Origin of the sequence: Radicibacter daui (assembly GCA_030657355.1) — a bacterium.
GTDB classification, from domain to species: domain Bacteria; phylum Pseudomonadota; class Alphaproteobacteria; order Radicibacterales; family Radicibacteraceae; genus Radicibacter; species Radicibacter daui.
On the sequence record CP131057.1, the window covers coordinates 333,893 to 354,258 of the forward strand.

General features: G+C 63.6%; 18 protein-coding genes. 7 read left to right on the top strand and 11 right to left on the bottom strand.

Annotated features, from left to right (window positions below; genetic code table 11):
- Positions 1-5: 5 nt before the first annotated feature.
- From QTL98_RS21340 to QTL98_RS21385, 10 genes are all read right to left on the bottom strand, one after another.
- Positions 6-1,877, bottom strand: a complete 1,872-nt coding sequence (locus tag QTL98_RS21340; protein WP_445682834.1) for a glycosyl hydrolase family 28-related protein — start codon at positions 1,875-1,877, stop codon at positions 6-8.
- A gap of 25 nt (positions 1,878-1,902) precedes the next feature.
- Positions 1,903-3,150 carry a glycosyltransferase family 4 protein gene (locus tag QTL98_RS21345; protein ID WP_445682835.1) on the bottom strand — a complete coding sequence of 416 codons (1,248 nt, stop codon included), beginning with the start codon at positions 3,148-3,150 and terminating at the stop codon, positions 1,903-1,905.
- Positions 3,151-3,160: 10 nt separating this feature from the next.
- Positions 3,161-3,826: a P-loop NTPase family protein gene (locus tag QTL98_RS21350; RefSeq protein WP_445682836.1), complete on the bottom strand. Its 666-nt coding sequence runs from the start codon at positions 3,824-3,826 to the stop codon at positions 3,161-3,163.
- A complete protein-coding gene (locus QTL98_RS21355) occupies positions 3,823-5,241 on the bottom strand; it encodes a GumC family protein (RefSeq protein WP_445682837.1) in 1,419 nt (472 codons plus the stop codon). The genes QTL98_RS21350 and QTL98_RS21355 overlap by 4 nt, the downstream gene beginning before the upstream one ends.
- Before the next feature lie 104 nt (positions 5,242-5,345).
- Positions 5,346-6,092: a polysaccharide biosynthesis/export family protein gene (locus tag QTL98_RS21360; RefSeq protein ID WP_445682838.1), complete on the bottom strand. Its 747-nt coding sequence runs from the start codon at positions 6,090-6,092 to the stop codon at positions 5,346-5,348.
- A 23-nt stretch (positions 6,093-6,115) separates the two neighbouring features.
- Positions 6,116-6,895: a sugar transferase gene (locus QTL98_RS21365; protein ID WP_445682839.1), complete on the bottom strand. Its 780-nt coding sequence runs from the start codon at positions 6,893-6,895 to the stop codon at positions 6,116-6,118.
- Between the two features lie 222 nt (positions 6,896-7,117).
- Positions 7,118-8,572, bottom strand: a complete 1,455-nt coding sequence (locus tag QTL98_RS21370; protein WP_445682840.1) for a sensor histidine kinase — start codon at positions 8,570-8,572, stop codon at positions 7,118-7,120.
- A gap of 46 nt (positions 8,573-8,618) precedes the next feature.
- Positions 8,619-9,374, bottom strand: coding sequence for a response regulator transcription factor (locus QTL98_RS21375; protein ID WP_445682841.1), 756 nt, complete (start codon positions 9,372-9,374; stop codon positions 8,619-8,621).
- A complete protein-coding gene (locus tag QTL98_RS21380) occupies positions 9,346-9,612 on the bottom strand; it encodes a hypothetical protein (RefSeq protein ID WP_445682842.1) in 267 nt (88 codons plus the stop codon). Before QTL98_RS21380 ends, QTL98_RS21375 begins: the two co-directional genes overlap by 29 nt.
- A 773-nt stretch (positions 9,613-10,385) precedes the next feature.
- On the bottom strand, positions 10,386-12,719 hold the full coding sequence (locus QTL98_RS21385; protein WP_445682843.1) for a glucose/quinate/shikimate family membrane-bound PQQ-dependent dehydrogenase: 2,334 nt from the start codon (positions 12,717-12,719) through the stop codon (positions 10,386-10,388).
- Between the two features lie 553 nt (positions 12,720-13,272).
- On the opposite strand from QTL98_RS21385, the gene QTL98_RS21390 reads away from it, so the two are divergent.
- Complete coding sequence (locus QTL98_RS21390) at positions 13,273-15,417, top strand: sensor histidine kinase (protein ID WP_445682844.1); 2,145 nt, start codon at positions 13,273-13,275, stop codon at positions 15,415-15,417.
- 17 nt (positions 15,418-15,434) lie between these two features.
- Here the strand turns inward: QTL98_RS21390 and QTL98_RS21395 are convergent, their stop codons facing one another.
- On the bottom strand, positions 15,435-15,623 hold the full coding sequence (locus tag QTL98_RS21395) for a DUF3008 family protein (RefSeq protein ID WP_445682845.1): 189 nt from the start codon (positions 15,621-15,623) through the stop codon (positions 15,435-15,437).
- Positions 15,624-15,879: 256 nt separating this feature from the next.
- Here QTL98_RS21395 and QTL98_RS21400 point away from each other — a divergent pair, with 256 nt between their 5' ends.
- The 6 genes from QTL98_RS21400 to QTL98_RS21425 all read left to right on the top strand — a co-directional run bounded on the left by QTL98_RS21400 (position 15,880) and on the right by QTL98_RS21425 (position 20,363).
- A complete protein-coding gene (locus QTL98_RS21400) occupies positions 15,880-16,731 on the top strand; it encodes an SDR family oxidoreductase (protein WP_445682846.1) in 852 nt (283 codons plus the stop codon).
- 264 nt (positions 16,732-16,995) lie between these two features.
- Positions 16,996-17,526 carry a DUF4142 domain-containing protein gene (locus QTL98_RS21405; RefSeq protein WP_445682847.1) on the top strand — a complete coding sequence of 177 codons (531 nt, stop codon included), beginning with the start codon at positions 16,996-16,998 and terminating at the stop codon, positions 17,524-17,526.
- A gap of 32 nt (positions 17,527-17,558) precedes the next feature.
- On the top strand, positions 17,559-18,203 hold the full coding sequence (locus QTL98_RS21410) for a DUF4142 domain-containing protein (protein ID WP_445682848.1): 645 nt from the start codon (positions 17,559-17,561) through the stop codon (positions 18,201-18,203).
- A gap of 290 nt (positions 18,204-18,493) precedes the next feature.
- Positions 18,494-19,006 carry a sigma-70 family RNA polymerase sigma factor gene (locus QTL98_RS21415; RefSeq protein ID WP_445682849.1) on the top strand — a complete coding sequence of 171 codons (513 nt, stop codon included), beginning with the start codon at positions 18,494-18,496 and terminating at the stop codon, positions 19,004-19,006.
- 147 nt (positions 19,007-19,153) lie between these two features.
- Complete coding sequence (locus QTL98_RS21420; protein ID WP_445682850.1) at positions 19,154-19,876, top strand: DUF4396 domain-containing protein; 723 nt, start codon at positions 19,154-19,156, stop codon at positions 19,874-19,876.
- Positions 19,877-19,919: 43 nt separating this feature from the next.
- Positions 19,920-20,363, top strand: a complete 444-nt coding sequence (locus tag QTL98_RS21425; RefSeq protein ID WP_445682851.1) for a baeRF12 domain-containing protein — start codon at positions 19,920-19,922, stop codon at positions 20,361-20,363.
- Positions 20,364-20,366: the final 3 nt, after the last annotated feature.

The window sequence follows — 20,366 nt, forward strand, 5'->3', positions numbered from 1 at the left end:
GCCGGTTACTGGGACGGAGCGTCCTGAAGCCCGGGAACGAAGCGCCCATATCCCCGGGCGGGGAACCCGGTGACCGGCAGCGACCCCTGCGGATCGTCCGGGGAGCGGCCGATATAGGTCTGGTAGCGGCTGCCCGAGCGCAGTGACTCTTCCACCAGCGTCGCCGACAGCCAGGAGCCGACGTTCCTGAAAGCCGGCACACTCGCATCGGCACCGTCCCGCACGACATAAATCAGGCCGCCGAAAATCTCGCTCCGGGCCCCGGCCTGATTATCGAGGATGGTCGTCACCCCTTCCGTCTTGAGGCCGAGAATGACCAGCGGGCTGCCCTGGTTGATGATGCGGGTGGTGGTGCCCTCACTGTCGAACTGCCGGGCAAAAACCGGCTGGGACCCGGTTATGCGCAGCAGGCCGCAGCACATGTTGTCCAGAAAAGCCTGCCCGCCCGTCGCCCGGCGGTCCAGCATGGTGACCCCGGCGGAGACGACATCGCGCAGGACAATGTCGCGGGAACCCGACAGCTCAACCCCGACCTGAAGACCGGTGCCGGCGGTGTCGAAGGCGAGCCGTTCGATGGTCAGTGGAGCTCCGGCGGTCGCCGCCCGGAAGATGCCGTTGTCGCGCGAGAAGGTCCACGGCCGGGGGCTGTAGGGTACGATGGTCGAGTTCATGCCCACAATGCGCTCGACGCTGGCCGGCACGTCGATATTGGCGCTCACCGGATAGGTCCCGTTTGGCAGATAGATGACGGCCGCGCCGGAGGCAAAGGCGCTGCGCAGCGCGGTGGTGGCATCTTCGGACGGGTTGCCGGTAGCGCCATAGGTCGCGACGCTCACCCATCGATCCGTCGGGGGAGAGGGCGCGACAGGGGGCTCCTGCAAGGCAAGGTGCCATGAGGGCGTGACAAGAGGTTGCGGCTGGGCATCAGCTTGCAGGATGACGTTCTGACGTGTGCCGCTAACAGCAAAATCGCGCAGAACGGCGTAGGCATCGTTCTGGAGCACATCGGCAATGCCAGCGCCCGGCGCGCTGCCACCATCGACGGCAAGGAATGCCTTGTCGCCGCGATTGAGGATGCGGGCGTTCGCCCCGCTGATCTGCAGATCGCGGAAGGTAAGTGCATTCTGGTCATTAACGATGGCGGCGCTGGTCTGGCTGCTGAGGCGGATATGCTCGAAGGTCAGCCCATATTCAGTCTGGGCGGTCGCGATGCCGGTGGCAAAACCGTTGACGGTCAGGTTCTGCACCAGGGTGGGGCCGGGCCATTTACGGGTCATGGAAAGGCCGACAAGCCCGCTGCCTGTCCCGGCGGTGAGCGTGACGTTGCGGATGGCGTCACTGTTGTTGCCGAGAAAATCGATGGCAATGGCGCCGGGATTGCCGCTGCCGACATCGATGGTTATGTCCTCGACGAAGTTCATATAGGCATCGTTGCCCTCGCCGCGCCCGGTATAGTCCTTGTTGCCATCGGTCGGTGAACCGCTCAGCAGCTTGGAGGTCGTGAAGATCACGGCCATGGGGTGCTGCGGATCGCCATATCCCGGCGTGGCGTCGGCGAGCTTCAGGATCGTGCCGGCTTCGGACTCTCCCAGCAGGATAAAACCGGAGGCGAACTTGCCGTTCGCATAGCGTTTCAGCAGCGGGGCGGAGATCAGGTAGGTGCCATCGGGCACGAAGACGACCCGGTCATGCCAGAAACTGGCGCCGGTATCGCCGCCGCTGGCGGCGAGTGCCGCCAGAAAGGCCGCCGTGTCATCGTTGCGACCATTGCCCCGGGCGCCGTAATCACGAACGTTGAGGGCGCCGGCGTTAGCCGGATAGCTGCCTGCCGCCGCCGGCCCTGCCAGCGGCAACGCCAGCAGGACGGCAAGCAGCAAGAAGAGGAAGGGGTGGCAGATAGGCCTATGCCGCTGCGACCGTCCGGGGGCTGGCGAGCAAGGTATACTGGGCCTCGTAATCATCGATCATGCGCTCCACGGAGAAGCGCCCGGCAAGCGCTGCCGACGCCTCCTGGAGGGCCGGCAGGGCATCCGGGTCATTGGCAAGGCGCATCATGATCGCGGCCAGTGCCCCGGCGTCACCGGGCGGGAACAGGAACCCGGTGCGGCCGGGCTCAATGAATTCGGGAATGCCGCCGATATCGCTGGCAACCATGCCAAGGCCGTAAGCAGCGGCCTCGACGATGGCGACAGGGGCGTTTTCGTACCAGAGCGAGGGCAGCAGCATATGGCCGGCACTTGCCAGTGCGGCCGTCTTGGCCTCGCCATCAAGGAAGCCGAGATAGCGGATGCGCGGATCGGCAGCCGCTGCCGCCCGTACGCGCTCTTCCAGCGGCCCCTTGCCGGCGATGGAAAGTTCGACCGGCAGGTCCGCCGGCAGGCGGGCCATGGCCTCCAGCACGGTCTCGACGCCTTTTTCCACCGTCAGCCGCGTCAGCATCAGGAAACGGGAACGGCTGTCGGGAGAACGCTGGCGCCTTATGTCCGCGGCATCGGCGGGAAGCGGGATGCCGTTATGGACGACACTCTGGCTCGTCGCACGAAGGCCGGCACGCTGGTGCAGGTCCAGCAGGAAGCGGGAGGGGCTGGCGAAAAGGTCGACATAGCGTGTCGTGCGGATGTGCCAGTGCCGGTAAAGCTTGCAGTGCGCCCGGGGCCTTGTGCACAGCTTCCAGTCTCCGGTCAGCATGAAGGCGCGCGGGCAGAGCAGATGATAATCATGGGCGGTGTGCAGTACCGGTACGCCTTCCGCCCGGGCCTGCGCCCAGATGGCGGCGGAAAAACCGTCGATCAGATGGCTGTGCAGCACCGTCGGCCGGCTGCGGTCGAGGATGCCGCGCAGGCGCTCCCCGGCGGCCGTGTTCCAGGCGTCGCGCGCATGCCAAAGCCATTTACGCGGCCCGGGGTTCAGCGAGCGCTCGAACGACCAGTAGACATTGGGCGGGAAGAAACGGATGACCTCCACCCCGTTGCGCATCTCGACCGGATAAGGCTCCATCTCAGGGCCGCAGGTGGAAACCACCGTTACCCGGTGGCCACGCTCGACCAGCCCCTCGCACAGCCAGGCGACGATACGCTCGGCGCCTCCGGCCATCAGGGGCGGGTAGAGGTTGTTGACCACCATCACATGCTGCGGGTCCATCCTTCTCATGCGGCTCTCCTCACACCAGCCCGGCCATCCAGTGCGGCACATGGTTGCGCCGGCCATGCAGCACGGCGCCAAGGATGGGCCTGTGGCAGCGCCGCAGCAGCTCACGCAGCCGGATGGCGGAGGAGCGAGGCGTCAGTTCAGCCTCGATGACGACGATGTTGCCATCGACCTGTCCGGAAAGGACGGCGCCCAGCGGCTCGCTGTCCGCCGGCGGCGGCACGACGATCACCATGTCGAACTGGCGGCGGAACTCTGCGAGGCAGGCCCCGATTTCCTCCGCGCGTGCGGCGGACAGGTTGCGGCCGGGCAGGCTGCGCAGATCGGCGATATAAAGGTCGCGGCAGGAAAGCTTCACCAGCTCGGACGGCTGGGCCAGCGGGGTCCAGGAGTCCCGGGTGCAGTTGAGCACGAGAATGCGCTTGCCGAGCATGGCGGTGGCGGCGCAGGCCATGTCCAGCGCGATTTCGGTACTGCCATTGCCGGCAGAGGCGGCCAGCAGCTGTATGGCAACGCCGTCCTGGTCGGCCAGAGACGCCTCGATCTCCAGATAGAGCTCGATCAGATCGACCGTCGCCAGATCTTCCGGTACCGGCAGGTTGATCTCACGGGCCTTGGGCTCATGCCGGGCCGGGCGGACAGGAGGCAGCGGCCGTGAGGTGATGTCGATCGTCGTCATTCTCCGTCTCCATAAGCAAGCAGTTGCAGGGGCGGGCGATGGGGTTGGCGTTCGAAACTGGCGAGCACCGGCAGGTCGAGCAGGTAGACAACCTGCTCGGCGGTGGTGAAGCGATCATCCCGGGCTTCGCGCATCAGAACGGCGATGGTGGCGAGGATGAAGCCGCCCATCAGGCAGACCGCCAGCGTGATCAGCGTGCGCGGACGCACCGGACGGTAGGGATGGGTCGGCTCGCTCAGCACCGTGGCCGGCGAGATGCGCTCGTTATTGAGATTGCCTTTGACCAGGGCGTCGGTGTGCTGCACGGACAGCGTCTTGTAGGCGTCCTCCGCCATCTGGTATTCGCGCGTCAGCCCGTTGAAGGTGCTGCGATTGCTGCGCAGCTCGGCAAGGCGCTTGTCGAGCGTCGCCATCTGCCCTTCCAGCACCTGCACCGGCTCGGCGCTGCTTTTGGCATCGGCAGCGGCCCGCAGGTAATCGGTCTCCACGGTCTGGTAGACGGTATTGGGCGCATTCGCTGAACGCCCTTCCAGCTCCGCCTCGCGGGCGGCAACCTCCTTCTGGGCAGCGGCGATGCCGGCCCGGAGGGCGGCGGTCGCCGGGCCGCCGGGGCGATAGGTCGTCAGCATCTGGCTTTGTTTGGTCTGCAGTTCGGCAAGGCGGGTGCGGGCCTCATCGAGCGCGCGGTACTTCTCGCCATTGGCCGTCTCCGGCACCTTCTGCGGTACGGTCTGCAGCAGTTGCTCCAGTTGCTTCTGCTTCTGCTGCGCCTGGGCCAGATTGGCGCGGGCGACATGCAGGCTGGTATCCAGATCGCCGCGCTGGGTCAGCAGATCCTCTTCTTCCTGGTCGTAATTGGTGATGCCCCAGCGGTCCTTGAACTGCTCGAGGGCGTTCTGGGCGTTGGTCAGGCGCGTTTCGGCCTGCTTGACCTCGCTGGCGAGGAAGCCCTCATGCGGGTTGTGATAGATCTGAGTCTGCCGGGCAACATAGAGGTCGATCAGCTTGCGCACCAGCTGCGGTGCCAGGTCCCGGTCGGGATGCTGGAGCGACAGGGTGATAATGTTGTCCTGTGCGCCGGCAACCGCCTGCAAGCTGTCGAGGAAGCGGGTTACCGCCGCATCCATGGGCGTGCCCCTGGATGGCGGGTTTTCGGCGATGTCGGGATAGACCCGCTCGATGCCGAAAGAACTGATGGTTGCTTGCGCCAGGTCATGACTGTGCAGGATTGCCGCATTGGCGAGCACGATCTCGCGCCGGTCAGAGGGCGTCAGCTCCGTGGCCGGCGCCCGCTCGACCTCGGGCGTCGACCAGTTGCCGAACGTGATCACCAGCTCTGCCGTCGATTCATACTTCTTGGTTGCAATCGCCAGATAGGCGACGCCGGAGAGCACGACGGCCAGGAAGATGGTCATGAACAGGCGCCATCGTTTGAAAATGGCGACCGGCACTCCATAGGGTATTGCGGCCATATGCATTTGCTGTCCTCCGAAGGCTCGGGAGAGCGAACTCGTCCGGATCAGTTGTTCGGGTTGAGCTGGTAGGTGACGCCGGCGTTGTACGGCAGGAACTGCTGCACATGCTGGTTCCACCAGGCGTAGGCCTCATAGACGCCGGTGCGCGGCACATAGACGGTGTCATATTGCGCAAGGCGCACATCGGCCTCGGGATGCCGGCCGGTGATGATGCCCATGTAGTCGACAGCCAGCGCTTCGGGCTTGTCATCCTTGCCGCGACGCAGCACGAAGACCTTGGTCCGGTCCGCACTGAGCTTCACGCCGCCAGCCCGGGCAAGCGCCTGGCTGATGGTGAGGTTGGGCCCGACGGTCACGAACTCGCCCGGATCATTCACCTCACCGCCTACATAGACGCGGTTGGGCGCGAAGGAATGGACGACGACACCGATCTGCGGGTCGCTGAGCACCGATCTGTAGCGCTTGCGCAAATCCGTGGCGACCTGAGCCGGGGTGCGGCTATAGGCCGGCACATCCTCGGCAATGGCTGTGGAGATCATCCCGTCGGGACGCACCACCACATCCTCGTTCAGCTCCGGATTGAGGTAGAGGCGGACATAAAGCAGGTCACCTACCTGCAGCCGGTAAGGGGCAAGCTTCGACGGGCCGGCGGCAACCGGCATCGGCGTCAGCGGGGCGGGCGGCAGGTTGCTCGCCACGGTCTGCGCGCAACCGGTCAGCAGCGCTATCAGAAGAAGCGCTGCTGCCGGGCGGCCGGATTTTATGAAAGGAAAACGGCGACGATGGATCATGCTGGAAGCACCACTCCGTTCGATCAGTAAGCGCCGCTGCGCCGCAAGACTGCGGCCGGAGTGCGCACCAGGATCAGAACGTCGCTGATGAAGCCCCAGTTGCGGGCATAGTGCCGGTCCATCTGCACACGCTCGCCATAACCGGTGTCGTTACGCCCGCTGATCTGCCAGATGCCGGTGATGCCGGGGCGGCAGCGGACATAGTCATGAAAGGCCGCGCCATAGCGCCGCACTTCGTCGGTCACGATGGGGCGGGGGCCGACAAGGCTCATGTCGCCCGACAGCACGTTGAAGATCTGCGGCAGCTCATCAAGGCTGGTGGAGCGCAGGAACTTGCCGACCCGCGTGATGCGGGGGTCGTTGCGCAGCTTGAAGTCACGCTCCCATTCCGCGCGGGCTGCCGGATCGCGGGCCAGCAGCTCGGCCAGCACGGCGCCCGCATCGGGCACCATGGTGCGGAATTTCCAGCACGGGAAGGTGCGGCCGCAGGCGCCGATGCGGCGATGGCCGAACAGCACCGGGCCGCCATCGGCCCGGGCCAGCACGGCGATGACGATGAAGAGCGGGGAGAGCAGCAGCAGGAGCAGCGAAGCGGCCAGGATATCGAACAGGCGCTTGCTGGCCTGCGTGGCCGGGTCGCGCCGGATGCCGGGGCGCCGCGGGCTGTCCACGCGCTGGTCGATGGCGGCGGCATGCAGGCGATGCCAGTCATAGCCACCGGTGGCGTAACCACGGCCGATAGCGGCCGATGACGACATCGTCGTGTGCTGCGGCATGCTGCCGACGAGGGCTTGCGTTGTCATGTTGCAGTCCACTCCCAAGCTTGGGTCTTGTCACGAACCCCGCCCGCCGGCCTGTTTTGAGGAGCCGGCGCAGGATTTTCGAGGGTGACTTCTAACGTGGAGCAACCTTAACAACCGCCCAGTGGCCGGGGTTGTGGTCAATCTGTGATCGGGATGTTGCGCTGCACACCCTGTTACGCGGGCCGGCGGGCTGCCCTGTGGAAGGCCCGGAAAATAAGGATTTCAAGCGATGTTGTGCGGCAGGCACACATGGATGCGCAGGCCGCCGCCGGGATGGTTGGAGGCGCTTACGGTGCCATTCAGTGCCTCGACATGATGGCGCACGATCCAGAGGCCGAGCCCGGCATGTGCCGGCAGTCCGGCGCTGTCGCCGGGCGGGCGGAAGGAAAAATGACGATCGAAGATACGGTCGATCTTTCCCGCGTCCACGCCGGGCCCCTGATCATCGATCAGAAGATCAATCCTGCCGGCTGTATCGATGAGCGTGGTGGTGATCGTGCTGCCGGAAGGGCTGAAGCTGATGGCATTGTCGAGGATGTTCTCGACGATGATGTCGAGAATGCCTTCCGGCGCCAGCACCCGCACATCGCTGTCGAGATGGCGGACAAAGCGGATGTTCTTGTCGAGCGAGATATCGCCGGCATTCTGCAGCGCATCCGTCAGGAGGCCGGTGAGGTCGATCCAGAGCTTGGGGGCCTCGATGAAGTCCGCTGTGTCGTTGCCCAGCCTCTGGGCTGCCGAGATCTGGACAGAGAGGCGCTCCAGCGCCGTTTCAATGAGCTGGGCGGAGCGCTCCAGGCGCTTGTCGCCAGGCGGCACCACGGCTTTCAGCGGCTGCAGGGCGGACTGGATGATCGCCAGTGGCGCCTTGACGGAGTGGGCGGTCTCCTCCGCGCTGTTGCGGATATTGGCGGCAGCGCGGTGCAGGTCGCGCACCAGCCGGTCAAAATCGGCGGCAACGCTGGCAAGTTCGGGCAGGGTATTGCGCTCGGCGAAGGCAGCGGCGCCAACCGGGTTGCTGCGCACCTCGCGCGCCACACGGCGGAACTGGCGCAGCGCGCCGCGCATCCTCAGCGCCATCAGCACGGCAAGGGCGGCGAAAGCCAGATAGATGACAGCCGCCATGCGGACCGCATCGGTCTGCCAGTAGGGGCGCCCGAAAGTCGTGCTCAGCAGCTCGGTACTGTTGTTGGTGGAAACGAGCACCCAGCAGCCGAGCTTGCCCTGGATGGGAAGGGCCGAGGTCATGATTTCCTCGCGGCCATCGCTCTGCTGGTAACGCAGCTCGACCGGCTGGTCCCAGCTGCAGCTGTCGGCCAGTGATTTGAGGATGCCATGCCGGGCCAGCACGGCCAGCTCTGCATCGATCTGGTTGGCGGCGGCGTAGGGCGCCGAGCCGACAAGATAAAACCCGCTTGCCGCTCCGCCGCCGCGGGGCTGGAACATCAGTTTGAGGACGGTGCCGTCTCCGGCAAACGGGGCGAGCGTCGCATTGAGCCCTGCCGGCGACAGGCTCTTGCGATCCATAAGCTGTGTCTCCAGGGCCTGGGCGACCAGCCAGTCCTGCTTGCGCAGGCTTTCGGTCACCAGCTCATGGCTGCGCCGGTCGGCTTCCTCGAACTGCCCGTACAGCACAACGGGCAGGGCGACAAAAATGCCGACCAGCACAATGAGCATCAGCGTCAGCGATGACGCGGCCCGGCCTACGGAATTCCGGATCCGCTCAGGAAACTGCCGGAGTGTTCTTCCAGCAATATCCAAACGCGGCAAAATTCTCGATCTCGGTGAAATCGGGATCGAGGGCTCGGAATTTATTGCGAATTCGCTTGATCGAGGATCTGACATTTGTCCGGTAACCATCCTCGCCGCTGCCGGCGATGAAACCGAAGGAGCGCACGCAGTCGTATATCTCGCGATAGGTCACGTGGTTTCCGGGGTTTTCGACCAGTCGCCGAACGATGTTGAATTCGGTGACGGTCAGCCCGACATCCGTGCCGCGCCAATGGGCCCGGCTGAAGCGCGGCCGCAAGGTAAGGGCGCCGTGATCGATCACATCCTCGCTCGGCATGTCAGACGGCTGTTTGGCCGACTGGGCGATGAGCCGCGCCCGTTTGGCCAGCACCGGCACACCGCGGGACTTGTCCATGAAGTCCAGCGCCCCGCGGTCCAGCGCCGCCATCTCGTAGCTGGTGCCGGAATGGCCGGTGAGGATAAGGACGGGGATCTGCACGCCCTGGCGCCTGAGCTGCGGCAGCAGGTCAATGCCGTTGGTGGTCGGCAGGTTCCAGTCCAGCACGATGACATCGGTATCGTTGCCGGCCGCAAAATAATCCAGCAAGGGCGGGGTGTCCGCGAAGTCCGTGACAGCGAAGCCGTGATCTTCCAGCTCCGCCCGGACCACCTCGCGATAGTCATCGTCATCATCGACGAAGGCGAGGCGCAGGGCGCCCTCAATCCGGGGATTTTCCGTTGGCAACATCGAGGTTGCTGTCAGGGGTAATGCCAAATCTGGTCTCGCAAGGGCTTGTGTTTCCGGTGTTGTGTTCATCGCTGCTCACCTCGTAGGTCAGAGTTCGAAACACGCGGGTTTCGACATCCGGATAGAGCGTGACGGTCAGGAGACAATCGCGCCGGCGAAATGACAGCTTCCTCCCCGGTATCTCATCCCAGCTCGCGCTGGGTGGCCCTAGCTGGGCCAGCAAGCTTTCTTCATCCATTCCGACTGGGCTCAGGGGCACTGGCGCAGGTGTTCCGGACTTGCGCGGATTGGGTTGGGGCAGGGGGGGCAACGCCGCCTGCCGTGTGGAGGGTGTGGCGGGCTGCGGCCGAGGCACTTCGGCGGCGGGCTCCCCGGCGGTTCTTACCTGCGACGGATTGACGAGCGCGCAACCGTATAACAACAGCAGGAGGAGACCGCCGCTCCAGGGATGAAGTCGACGCAGGTGCGCAAACAACATTTCAGACCCCCGAAACGCCCTGCCGGCCAGGGGCCGGCACGCTGGGTTTCCACCTGCCAAAGAACTGCCAGGGCACGGATGCCCTGACCTTTGGCGCGCGCCTGACGACATTCCTGTCCTCAGGTTCGTTATAACCACGGGGCGTTTCCTTCGGGCGGGATGGAGCACTTGTGGTCCCTTTTCCGCACCCATGCCTAACGCGCCTCGAGCCGCTCCGTTCCGGGTCAATTTTGTCCTTGGTCCCGGCCGGCCGGTGCCAGCGGCACCGGGTATTTTTACGATTGCAGCCCGTAAGGCAGGCGCCGCTTTCCTGCGGAGCCCATACCGGCTGGCAGCAGAAGGGCCTTTCCCTCAAGGGTTTGGCCCGTTCGCCTGCCACCGGTAAAAACCAACTGTGTCCAGCGTGGAGAAAAACCGGAGCTAAAATATGGCGCCGAAAGCCGCAATGTGGCGGCGCTGCTTTTTCCGGTTGTGTGCGCAAGGGGCGGGCGGGCCCGGCAGGCCTTGTCGGCTGCGGGCCCGCCCTTTGCCGGTCAGGATGCCTTTTTCGGCAGATTGTAGGCGATGACGTAATCGCCGGGCTTGGTGCCGATGGAGCCGTGACCCCCTGCAACAATCAGCACGAATTGCCGGCCGTCCGCGGCTGTATAGCTCATCGGTGTGGCCTGGCCGCCGGCCGGCAGGCGCAGCTTTAGCAGCTGCCTGCCATCCGTCACGTCATAGGCCCGCAGATAGTCGTCCACCGCTGCGGCGAGGAAGGCAACGCCGCCCCGGGTCAGCAGCGGGCCGCCGATTCCCGGCACACCCAGCCGGAAGGGTAGCGGAAGGGGCGTCATGTCGTAGACGGTGCCGTTCTTGTGCTTGTAGACGATCTTGCCGGTGGTGAGGTCAACACCGGTCACATAGCCCCAGGGCGGCGCCTGGCAGGGGATGCCCAGCGGACCGAGGAAGGGGCCCATATAGACGCCGTAAGGCGCACCCTCATTGCGGTTGAGCCCCTGTTCGCTGGCCTTTTCGTCGCCCTTGGGCGGGATTTCATCCCGCGGCACCAGCCTTGAGGTGAAGGCAAGATAGGTCGGCATGCCGAACATGATCTGGCGTTCGGGATCGACCGCTACGCTGCCCCAGTTGAAGACACCGAAATTGCCCGGATAGACGATGGTGCCCTTGAGCGAGGGCGGGGTGTAACGACCTTCATACTGGTGCTGGCGCAGGGAGATGCGGCAGGCCAGCTGATCGATCAGCGTGACACCCCACATATCCTTGCCCTCAAGCGGCGGCGGATTGAAGGAGAGGGCGGAAAGCGGCTGGGTGGGGGAGGTGAAATCCCCTTCCACGGCGCCGCCCGGAGCGTTGACCTCCTGCACGGGGATGATCGGCTCGCCGCTGCGCCGGTCGAGTACGTAGATATCGCCCTGCTTGGTGGGGCCGACGAGCGCCGGCACCTTTTCGCCATTCGGCCGGGTGAGGTCGAGCAGCACGGGCTGGGCGGGCACGTCCATGTCCCACAGGTCGTGGTGCACCGTCTGGCGCACCCAGCGCAACTTGCCGGTCCCGATATCGAGCGCGACGATGGAGGAGGAGAAGCGTTCGACATTGGCGCTGCGGTTCATGCCCAGCTGGTCCGGCACCTGATTGCCGAGCGGGATGTAGACCATGCCCAGATCCGGGTCGACGCTGAAGACTGACCAGCTGTTGGGGGGGTTGGTGGTGTAGGTCTCATCCGGCGGCAGCGGCGCGGTTTCATCCGGATTGCCGGAATCCCAGTTCCACAGCAGGGTGCCGGAGCGAATGTCAAAGGCGCGGATGACGCCGGACTGCTCCTGGGTGGAATAATTGTCGTTGACCGAGCCTCCGATGATCAGCCGGTCACCCACGGCGACAGGCGGGGACGTCGAGTAATAATAGCCGGCAGGGTCGTACTTCATGCCGGCTTCCAGATGCAGTACACCGTTATCGGCGAAGGACCGGCAAATCTCGCCGGTGCGGGCATCGAGCGCGACAAGACGGGCATCCGATGTCGGCAGATAGATGCGCTGCGCGCAGGTCTGCGTCTTGTCCGCCGCCGGATCGGCCCAGTAGGTGACGCCGCGGCAGGTCTGGTGCTGGCGGTTCGGGTTGAGCCCGACCTTGGGGTCGAACTTCCATTTCTCCTTGCCGGTGGCGGCATCGAGCGCGATGGCCCAGCTGTGCGGTGTGCAGAGGTAAAGCGTATCGTCGACCTTGAGCGGCGTTACCTGATAGGTGGTCTCGCCCACATCGTCCGGCCCTTTCATGTCGCCGGTCTCGTACTGCCAGGCGACTTTCAGCTGATCGACATTCTGGGGCGTGATCTGGTCGAGCGGCGAATAGCGCTGCCCGTAGGGCGTGCGCCCGTACTGGTGCCAGTCACCGTCCGGTACATCCCCGCCCGTCCGCGCGGAGGCGAGCTTTTCGGTGGGCAGCGACCCGGCGAGATCGTGCGGATCGTTCGCCATGGAGCCGGCCGCCACGGCGACGGAGAGCAGAACAGGGGCGGCGAGGCACCAGAAACTGATCCTGCCGTAACCATCGATCACCAGCCGGCGCCTGATCCAGGGGGTCAGCAACCAGAGGCCGAGGATGATGATGATCCCGCCACGCGGGCCGAGCTGCCACCAGTCGAACCCGGCTTCCCAGATCGCCCAGACAAGGCTGATGAGGGTGAGAAGGCCAAAGAGGGCAAGGGCGACATTGCGCCGGCGGTGCAGCAGGAAGGCCGTGACCAGAAAAACGACACCGGCGAAGAGATAATAGATGCTGCCGCCCAGGATCAGCAGCCACAGGCCGCCGGCGGCCAGCAGCACCCCGATGGCGACGAAGACGAGCGATGTCAGCAGGAGGAGCATGGCGGGTATCTCGGTCCGGTGTTGACGGCTGGAATTCTGGCGGCGCGAGCGACTTGCCACGGCAAAAGGCAGTTCCCGGTGCAGGGGCGGGCGGCAGGGCCGTGCCGGCTTGAAGAAGAGCGAAGACCAGCGCAGGAATGGAATAAGTTTGAAAATGGGAAGAAGGCCTGAGGTCCCGTCGTGCGTTCGCTCGCGGGTATGGGTTCAGGAAGGCCCCCTTTACGGCGTTATGTGTTCAACTCCTGAAAAAGGAACATCGTTCCCGACTCTTGCGGACCGGATCGATATGTCGCAGGAGGGTGGATGTTGTGAAAATTCCCGATAAGACGTGGAAGTAATTGAGTCTTCTTATGGCTCTCAGCTGATATGTGTCGGGCAGTCGAATTTATTTAAAATATGCAGTGAGTATTATTTTATGTTGAAGATTTTTGGATTGAATATCAGGTAATTCAATATCAATTAATAAGTAAGGCTTTCCATGTGCCTGCCTTGCGCAAATTTTATTCACAGGTTATTTATCAAAGTCCGTCGATTCTGGCGGTAATTTTCCGAAATGACACCCCGCTTTGCGGGTTCGGGAACGGACGTGGTGATGGGGCAGGAAAGCACTCACATCTCGCCGCTGGCCAAAAAGGCCTTACCTCCGCAGCATGCCGGAGGCGGGTATGCGCTCCCTTTTTATGATCCTGAAATTCCGCAAGGGGGCGACTACGCCGTCTGGGAGCTGGATTTTCAGGCGGTTGTGCGTTGCCTTGCCGATCTGCGCCTGCAGGGCGTGCGCGATCTCGGCGAGTATCTGCAGCGCCGGCCGGACCAGCTGGATCAGTTGCTGAAGATGATCAGGATTGTTTCCGTCAGCAGTGGCTCCGGCCGCGGCTTCGGGAAATCGCGGCTCGGCCGGTTGTCCTGGGCCCGGATTGTCCACTCCATGGCGCACGAAGCGAGGGCGAACCTGATCCTCGCCCTTGATATGGACAGGGAGCCCGCCCGGCAGCACCTGAGGGTGAGGCCGGATGCCGGCGCACCTGTTGACGCTGCGTTGTCGGTGATCTTTGCGACCAGCAAAAGATCGCCGGCGATTGCCTATCTGACGGAGGTGAAGGCCCAGGTGTTCAGTGAGCCGGTTGAAGCAGTCGAGATGCAGAAGCAGATAATGGGCGAGCTCAAAAAGCTCTCCAAAAGCATCTCGCGTACCTCAAATGACGAAACGACGGTTACCCTGATCCTGAAGGCCGCGCTCAAGATTTCCGGTGCGGACTATTGCCTGTTTCTGCGACCAGGCCCCCCGGCGCGTCGCGGGCGGCTGAATATTGCTGCTGTCGTCAGGGCCGGGCCGAAACGCCAGCTACCGGATGGGCCGGACCTGCGGCAGCTGGAATTCGGGGCGGCCTTCTTCAATGTCAGCGCGCCGCGGCCCTTCAGGATGCCCGGCAACGCCAGCAGCTATGGCCTGCCGACGGTCTTCAACGGCCAGCTTGCGGCGGGCTCCTATCTTGCCGTGCCCTTTGCCTGCGAGCATGGCACCCAGACCTGCAGCATCCTGCTCGCCCGCAAGGCGGGGGAGGCCTATCCGGCCGAGGTGGTGAACGCCCTGTCGATCATGTCGGCGCTGGCGACCCTGTCACTCGACAAGGCTTTTCTGGCGCGGCGCTCGCGGGAGGAGCAGGAGCGGCACCGGCAGGATTTCCGCGCAGCCCAGCAATTGGCGGCAATAGTTGAATCCTCGGGCGATGCCATCTTCACCAAGGATCTGGACGGCACCATCACCAGCTGGAATGCAGGCGCACGGCGCCTTTTCGGTTATGAGGCGAATGAGGCTGTCGGCCGCCCGGTTGCCATGCTTATTCCACCCGAGCGCCGGGACGAGGAAACGGAAATCCTCACCAGGATAAGGGCCGGCAAGCGGGTGGAGCATTATGAGACGGAGCGCCTGCACAAGAATGGTAACCGTATCAACATCTCGCTGACCGTCTCGCCGGTCCGCGATCTCGACGGGCAGATTGTCGGGGCCTCCAAGGTCGCGCGGGACATTACCGATACCGTTCGGGCCAAGAACCTGCAGCGGCTCCTGCTGCAGGAGATGGATCACCGGATCAAGAACCTGTTTGCCCTGTGCAGCAGTATCGTCTCCCTGTGCGGGCACAAGGCCTCTTCGCCGCGCGATCTGGTGCAGGCCATCCGGTCACGGTTCATGTCGTTGGCGCGGGCGCATGATCTTGTCTTTTCGAGCCATCGCCCTGAAGGCGGGGTGCAGGGGGGCGGGACAAACCCCGCCGGGACTGTCGGCCTTCTTGGTCTTGTCGAAACAGTGCTGGTGCCGTTTCAGGACCAGCTCGCCGAGGGGCTCCCCCGTATCAGGATTGCAGGCGCCAACCCCGAGGTTTCCGGCTCGAGCCTTGCGACCGTTGCCCTGCTGGTGCACGAATTTGCCACCAATGCAGCCAAATACGGCTCCCTGGGGCAGGTGGATGGCCGCGTTGATATCCAAAGCGTCATTCGCGGCGACATGCTTCATTTGCAGTGGCGCGAGACCGGCACACTGGTCCGGCCGCCGGACGATATTGTCGAAGGGTTCGGCAGTGTCATGACCCGCGCCGCCATCGAAAAGCAGCTGAGCGGCGAAATCGCCCGGCGCTGGGGCGAGGGCGGTATCGAGATCGAGATGACAATCGCGATGGAGCGTCTCAAGGGCGGGTAGGCTGGCCCCGGAGGCGCTCAACTTCTTGAGACGTGGTCCGGTTTGCCCTTGCGTCTGGTGGTGGCCAGTTCCTCGAGTTCCTTTTCAGTCATCGATTCTTCCATCGACCGCGACGCTCCCTTGAGGTCGCTTTTCCTGATCTCGCCACGCTTGGCGGCGAGGGCAGCTCCGGCTGCTTTTTGCTGTGCCTGGGATTTTGCTGGCAATTTTTCCTCCATTCCCGGCGGCGGGGACGCCCGATGCGGCCCCGATAGCTGGTCCGGTGCCGCCTGGCGGCGTTTCCGGCCGGCGCCGTGGATGCAAACCCAACCGCCTTCGGGCCCTGAAGTTCCGTGCCCGCTTCGGCCGGCATCGCGGCCTGCTGGCCGGGACCTGGCCCCAGAAGCCGGGCCGCGCGGTGAAGGAACAATCCCGGTGTGCCCCTGTTGGGAAGCGAGACCAACAAGGTAAGGATCAGCCCAGATGACCGATACAGTTCTGCCCCCTCAGCATCAGCAGCATCAGCCCGGTGTGGAAGCGGAAATGCAGCCCGAGCCGCGCTTCGAGCCACGTTTTGCCGGCAGCGCAAGGCTCAAGGACAAGGTCGCGCTGATCTCCGGCGGCGACAGCGGGATTGGCCGGGCGGTCGCCGTGGGCATGGCCCGGGAAGGGGCCGATATCGCCATCATCTATCTCGACGAGGATGAGGACGCAGCGCGAACGGCAGAACTGGTGGAGCATGAAGGCCGCCGCTGCCTGACCTGCCGGGGCGATATCGGGGACGAACAATTCTGCGAGCAGGCCGTCAATCAGGTGATGGACACCTTCGGCCGCCTCGACATTCTGGTGAACAATGCGGCCGAGCAGCACCCGGTCAGCGAAACACTGGAAATACCGGCCGGCCAGCTGGAGCGTACCTTCCGCACCAATGTGTTCGGTTATTTCAACCTGACCAAGATGGCGCTCCGGCAGATGAAGGCGGGTGCCGCCATCGTCAATACGACATCGGTGACCGCCTATAAGGGCAGCCCCGCGCTGATCGACTATTCCGCCACGCGCGGCGCCATCGTGGCCTTTACCCGGTCCCTGTCGCAGGCGCTGGCCGAGCGCAGTATCCGGGTGAACGCGGTGGCGCCGGGCCCGATCTGGACGCCGCTCATACCGGCGTCGTTCGACGAGGAACGTGTCGCCAGACATGGACAGGGCGTGCCGATGAAACGCCCCGGCCAGCCGGCGGAGGTGGCTTCATGCCACGTTTTTCTCGCCAGTGAAGAGGCCTCCTACATGTCCGGGCAGGTGCTGCACCCCAATGGCGGTACGGTGGTTTCTTCCTGAAGCCGGCTTCATCGGTAGCCCGCACCGCCGGTTCCGGCCCTTCGGAACATTCGCCGCCGGTTGCGGTTCGGGTCGCAAGAGATGTCCTGGCCCTGCCGCTCCGGTGCGGGCGGTTGCGGGCCGGGGATCAGATTTGAAAAATCAGGAAAAAAGCGAGGCACTCCCATGTCCAGTTACCGGCGCCTGCACTCACCGGCGGCATCCGGCAAACCATTGCGGCGCCGGCCTGCCTTTATGGTCTGGCGTCTGCTCGGGCTTGCCGGGGTGCTGGCCCTGCTGGCGGCCCCGTCGCCGGCGCTTGCCCAGACCGGGGCGTCGCCGTCAGATCCGCAGCCGGTGCCGCAGCAAAACCCGGTCCGCGTCCACCATCCCTCCCAGGACGAGCGCTTTGTGAACGGGGCCATGGCAGGCGGCTTGTTCGAAATTCGCTCCAGCAAGCTTGCACTTGAAAAGGCCCAGCGCGGCGACGTGAAGCAGGTCGCGCAGATGCTCATCAAGGACCACACCAGGAGCGAAAGGGAGCTGGAGCAGATCGTGGGCAAACAGATGCCCGACCTGAGGCTGCCGGCGAGCCTGCCGATGAAGGAAAAGAGCCAGGTGCAGGAGTTGCGAAACACCAGCTCCAGTGATTTTGACGCGGCCTTCATCACCATGCAGATGAAGGCACATCAGGCCGCCATCGACATCTTTTCCGAGGCGGCGAAGAACGCCAGCCAGCCCGAACTGAAGGCCTTTGCCAGGAAAACGCTCCGGGTTCTGGAGACCCATCTCCAGCGGATCCAGAAGCTTGCCTGAGGGCGGGTGTCCGACCTCAAGGAGGAAACCATATGTTCCACATCTTTCGCCGATCCGGCCTCTGGGCCGCGACAGGTCTGATCGTTGCCGGCAGCTTCTGTGCGGCGGCCTGGGGGCAAAATCCTGCCGTGGAACGGCCGCTGCCCGAAGACCAGACCGGGCCAGCAAGCCGCATCGGGCCGATCTATGACGGTCAGGAACTGGGCAACGAGAACAATGGCGGGGCGGGCGCTGATGTGCTGCATAATCCCGACGCCTTTATCTCGGCCGCCACGAGCGTGAACCAGGCGGCGATGCAGAGCAGCCAGGCCGCGCTGACCTCAAGTGACAGCAGCCGGGTGCAGCGTTTTGCCCGGGCGCAGATCAAGGCGCATGACGAGATTGATGACCAGCTGGAAGCCTTGACGCAGCAAAAGCAGCTGACGCCGCCCAGTCAGGCTTCGCTCCTCAGTGACCATCACCAGAAGCTTTTGACCGCGCTCAACAAGTGGCAACCGGCGGAGTTCGATCATTCCTATGCGCGTCTTCAGGTCCAGCTGCTCAAGGAGCAGACGCAGTTCTATCGCGCTTATGCCGCGCGCGGCGAGGATCCCGATCTGAGGGAATTCGCGGCCCGGGAGCTGGAGAACTCGCGCAGTTTGCTGGAAAAGGCAGGCAGTTTTGCCGCTTCCTTGTAGGGGGGCGCCGGAGCGCAGCGCCCACGGCAATGGGGCGTAATTTCCGTTCGGCGGTTTAAATTTTCCCCATATGATAAATCTTAACAGCGAGATTTCGCTGTTTTGTATCATAAAGTACAGATTATTAATGAATATGTCATAAATCATAACTTTGTATATTTTATCTATGTGCACTTTTGAACATATGGTTATGGAGTTATTATTTAGGAACCACTGATCTTTCAATCCCGTTTATTTGGGGAAGCACCGAGGCCGTTCCGGCCATTCCTCATGTGCGGGAGTTTCTTTAAATGGAGCCCAGCAGAAACGCTGTCCTCAACGGGTCGGTTGAACTTATGCCGGCCTTGAAGGCCTTCGCCTTCAGCCTGACCCGCGATCCGGCAAGTGCGGAGGATCTCTGCCAGGAAACCATGCTGAAAGTGATCCGCAGCCTCGACAAGTTTGAGCCCGGTACCTGCCTCAAGTCGTGGATGTTCACCATCATGCGCAATACCTTTCGTAATGACATGAAGCGCAAGTGGCGGGAAAACAACAATAATTACGACACATTGATTGCCACGCAGCAGGCGCCCGGCCAGCAGGAAGACAGCCTGAGGCTACATGAGACGGCAGACGCGCTGGACCGCCTCTCCAGCAAACACCGGGAGGTGATTGTGCTCATCGGGGCACTGGGCGTCAGCTACGAGGATGCGGCCGGGATCGCCGGCTGCGCGGTGGGTACGATCAAGAGCAGGTTATGGCGCGCGCGCCAGCATCTGGAATCCATGGTGGATGGTAAAACGCCGCTCTCCCCGCGGCACTGAAGTGCGCTTCAGTGCCGTAAATCCGCTCTGCTTTTCGCGCCCCGGATCATTCGCCGGCAGGATTTGCAGGCGCTATTGCCCGGCGCACACACCGGGGCATGGGGCTTTGCGGGTTTTCCGCCCGTCAGGGCCTTGCCGGAGGACCACATGAATGTCGCCGTATTTCCGGACTGGCTGCACAGCCTCTCCGTTCTTTCCCTTATGGTGGCCGCCATCTGTGCGGTGGTGATTGCCGTCGATGAAACCGGCCGGCGCCAGCATATGTGGATCATGTATATCGTGTGGCCGCTGACGGCATTGTTCGGCAGCGTGCTGTGGCTTGCCTTCTACTGGAGTTGCGGCAGGGGAATGCCGGGGAAGGCCACGTCGGGCGGTGAACACACGCAGGCCCCCATGCCGGTCGCGGTTGCAAAGGGGGCGAGCCATTGCGGCGCCGGCTGCACCCTTGGCGACATCATTGCCGAGTGGCTGGCCTTCCTTGTGCCGACCGTGGCCGTGGCGTTCGGGTGGAAGAGCCTGTTTGCCGAAAAGCTGTTTGCCGTCTGGGTGCTGGATTATCTGGTGGCCTTCGGCCTTGGTGTCGCTTTCCAGTATTTCACCATCAAGCCGATGCGGGATCTTTCCGTGGGCGGCGGCATCATCGCCGCGCTCAAGGCCGATATCGCCTCCATCACAGCATGGCAGGTGGGGATGTATGGCTTTATGGCCATCGCCCAGTTCGCCTGGTTTGGGCCCGCTTATGGCGGCCATGCCGAAGTCAACACGCCTGAATTCTGGTTTGCCATGCAGATCGCCATGATCTGCGGCTTCTGCACGGCTTTCCCCGTCAACTGGCTGCTGGTCCGCGCCGGTCTCAAGGAGCGGATGTAAACGGCCGTGGACGTGATCTGACCGTCAGGGAAGGAGCTATTCTATGAACCTGCATCTTAAGGCCGGAAGCTGGATCGTCGTATGTGACGGCGCCAGGGCGCTTTTTCTGCGCAATGCCGGCGATGCGCTGGAGCCCGCGCTCAAGACCGAAAAGGTCATGACGGGCGAGACGGCGGCAACACGCGACATTGGCACCGACAGGCCAGGCCGCGCGCCTTCATCGCCGGGGCAGGGCCGTTCGGCGATGGAGGAGACCGACTGGCACACCCAGGCCGAGGACCGTTTTCTGGCGGAGGTCGTGCATACGATGAGCCGCCTTGTCGGCGAGCGAGGCATTCATGACCTGACCCTGGTCGGCCCGCCCCGTGCCCTCGGCGTCATGCGCCCGCATTTGCCGGAGCACGTGCGTTCCGTGCTTGCCCGCGAGGTGGGAAAGGATCTGGTCAACCTGCCGGTGGCAGAGATCGAGGCGCACCTGACGGCCTGAGGG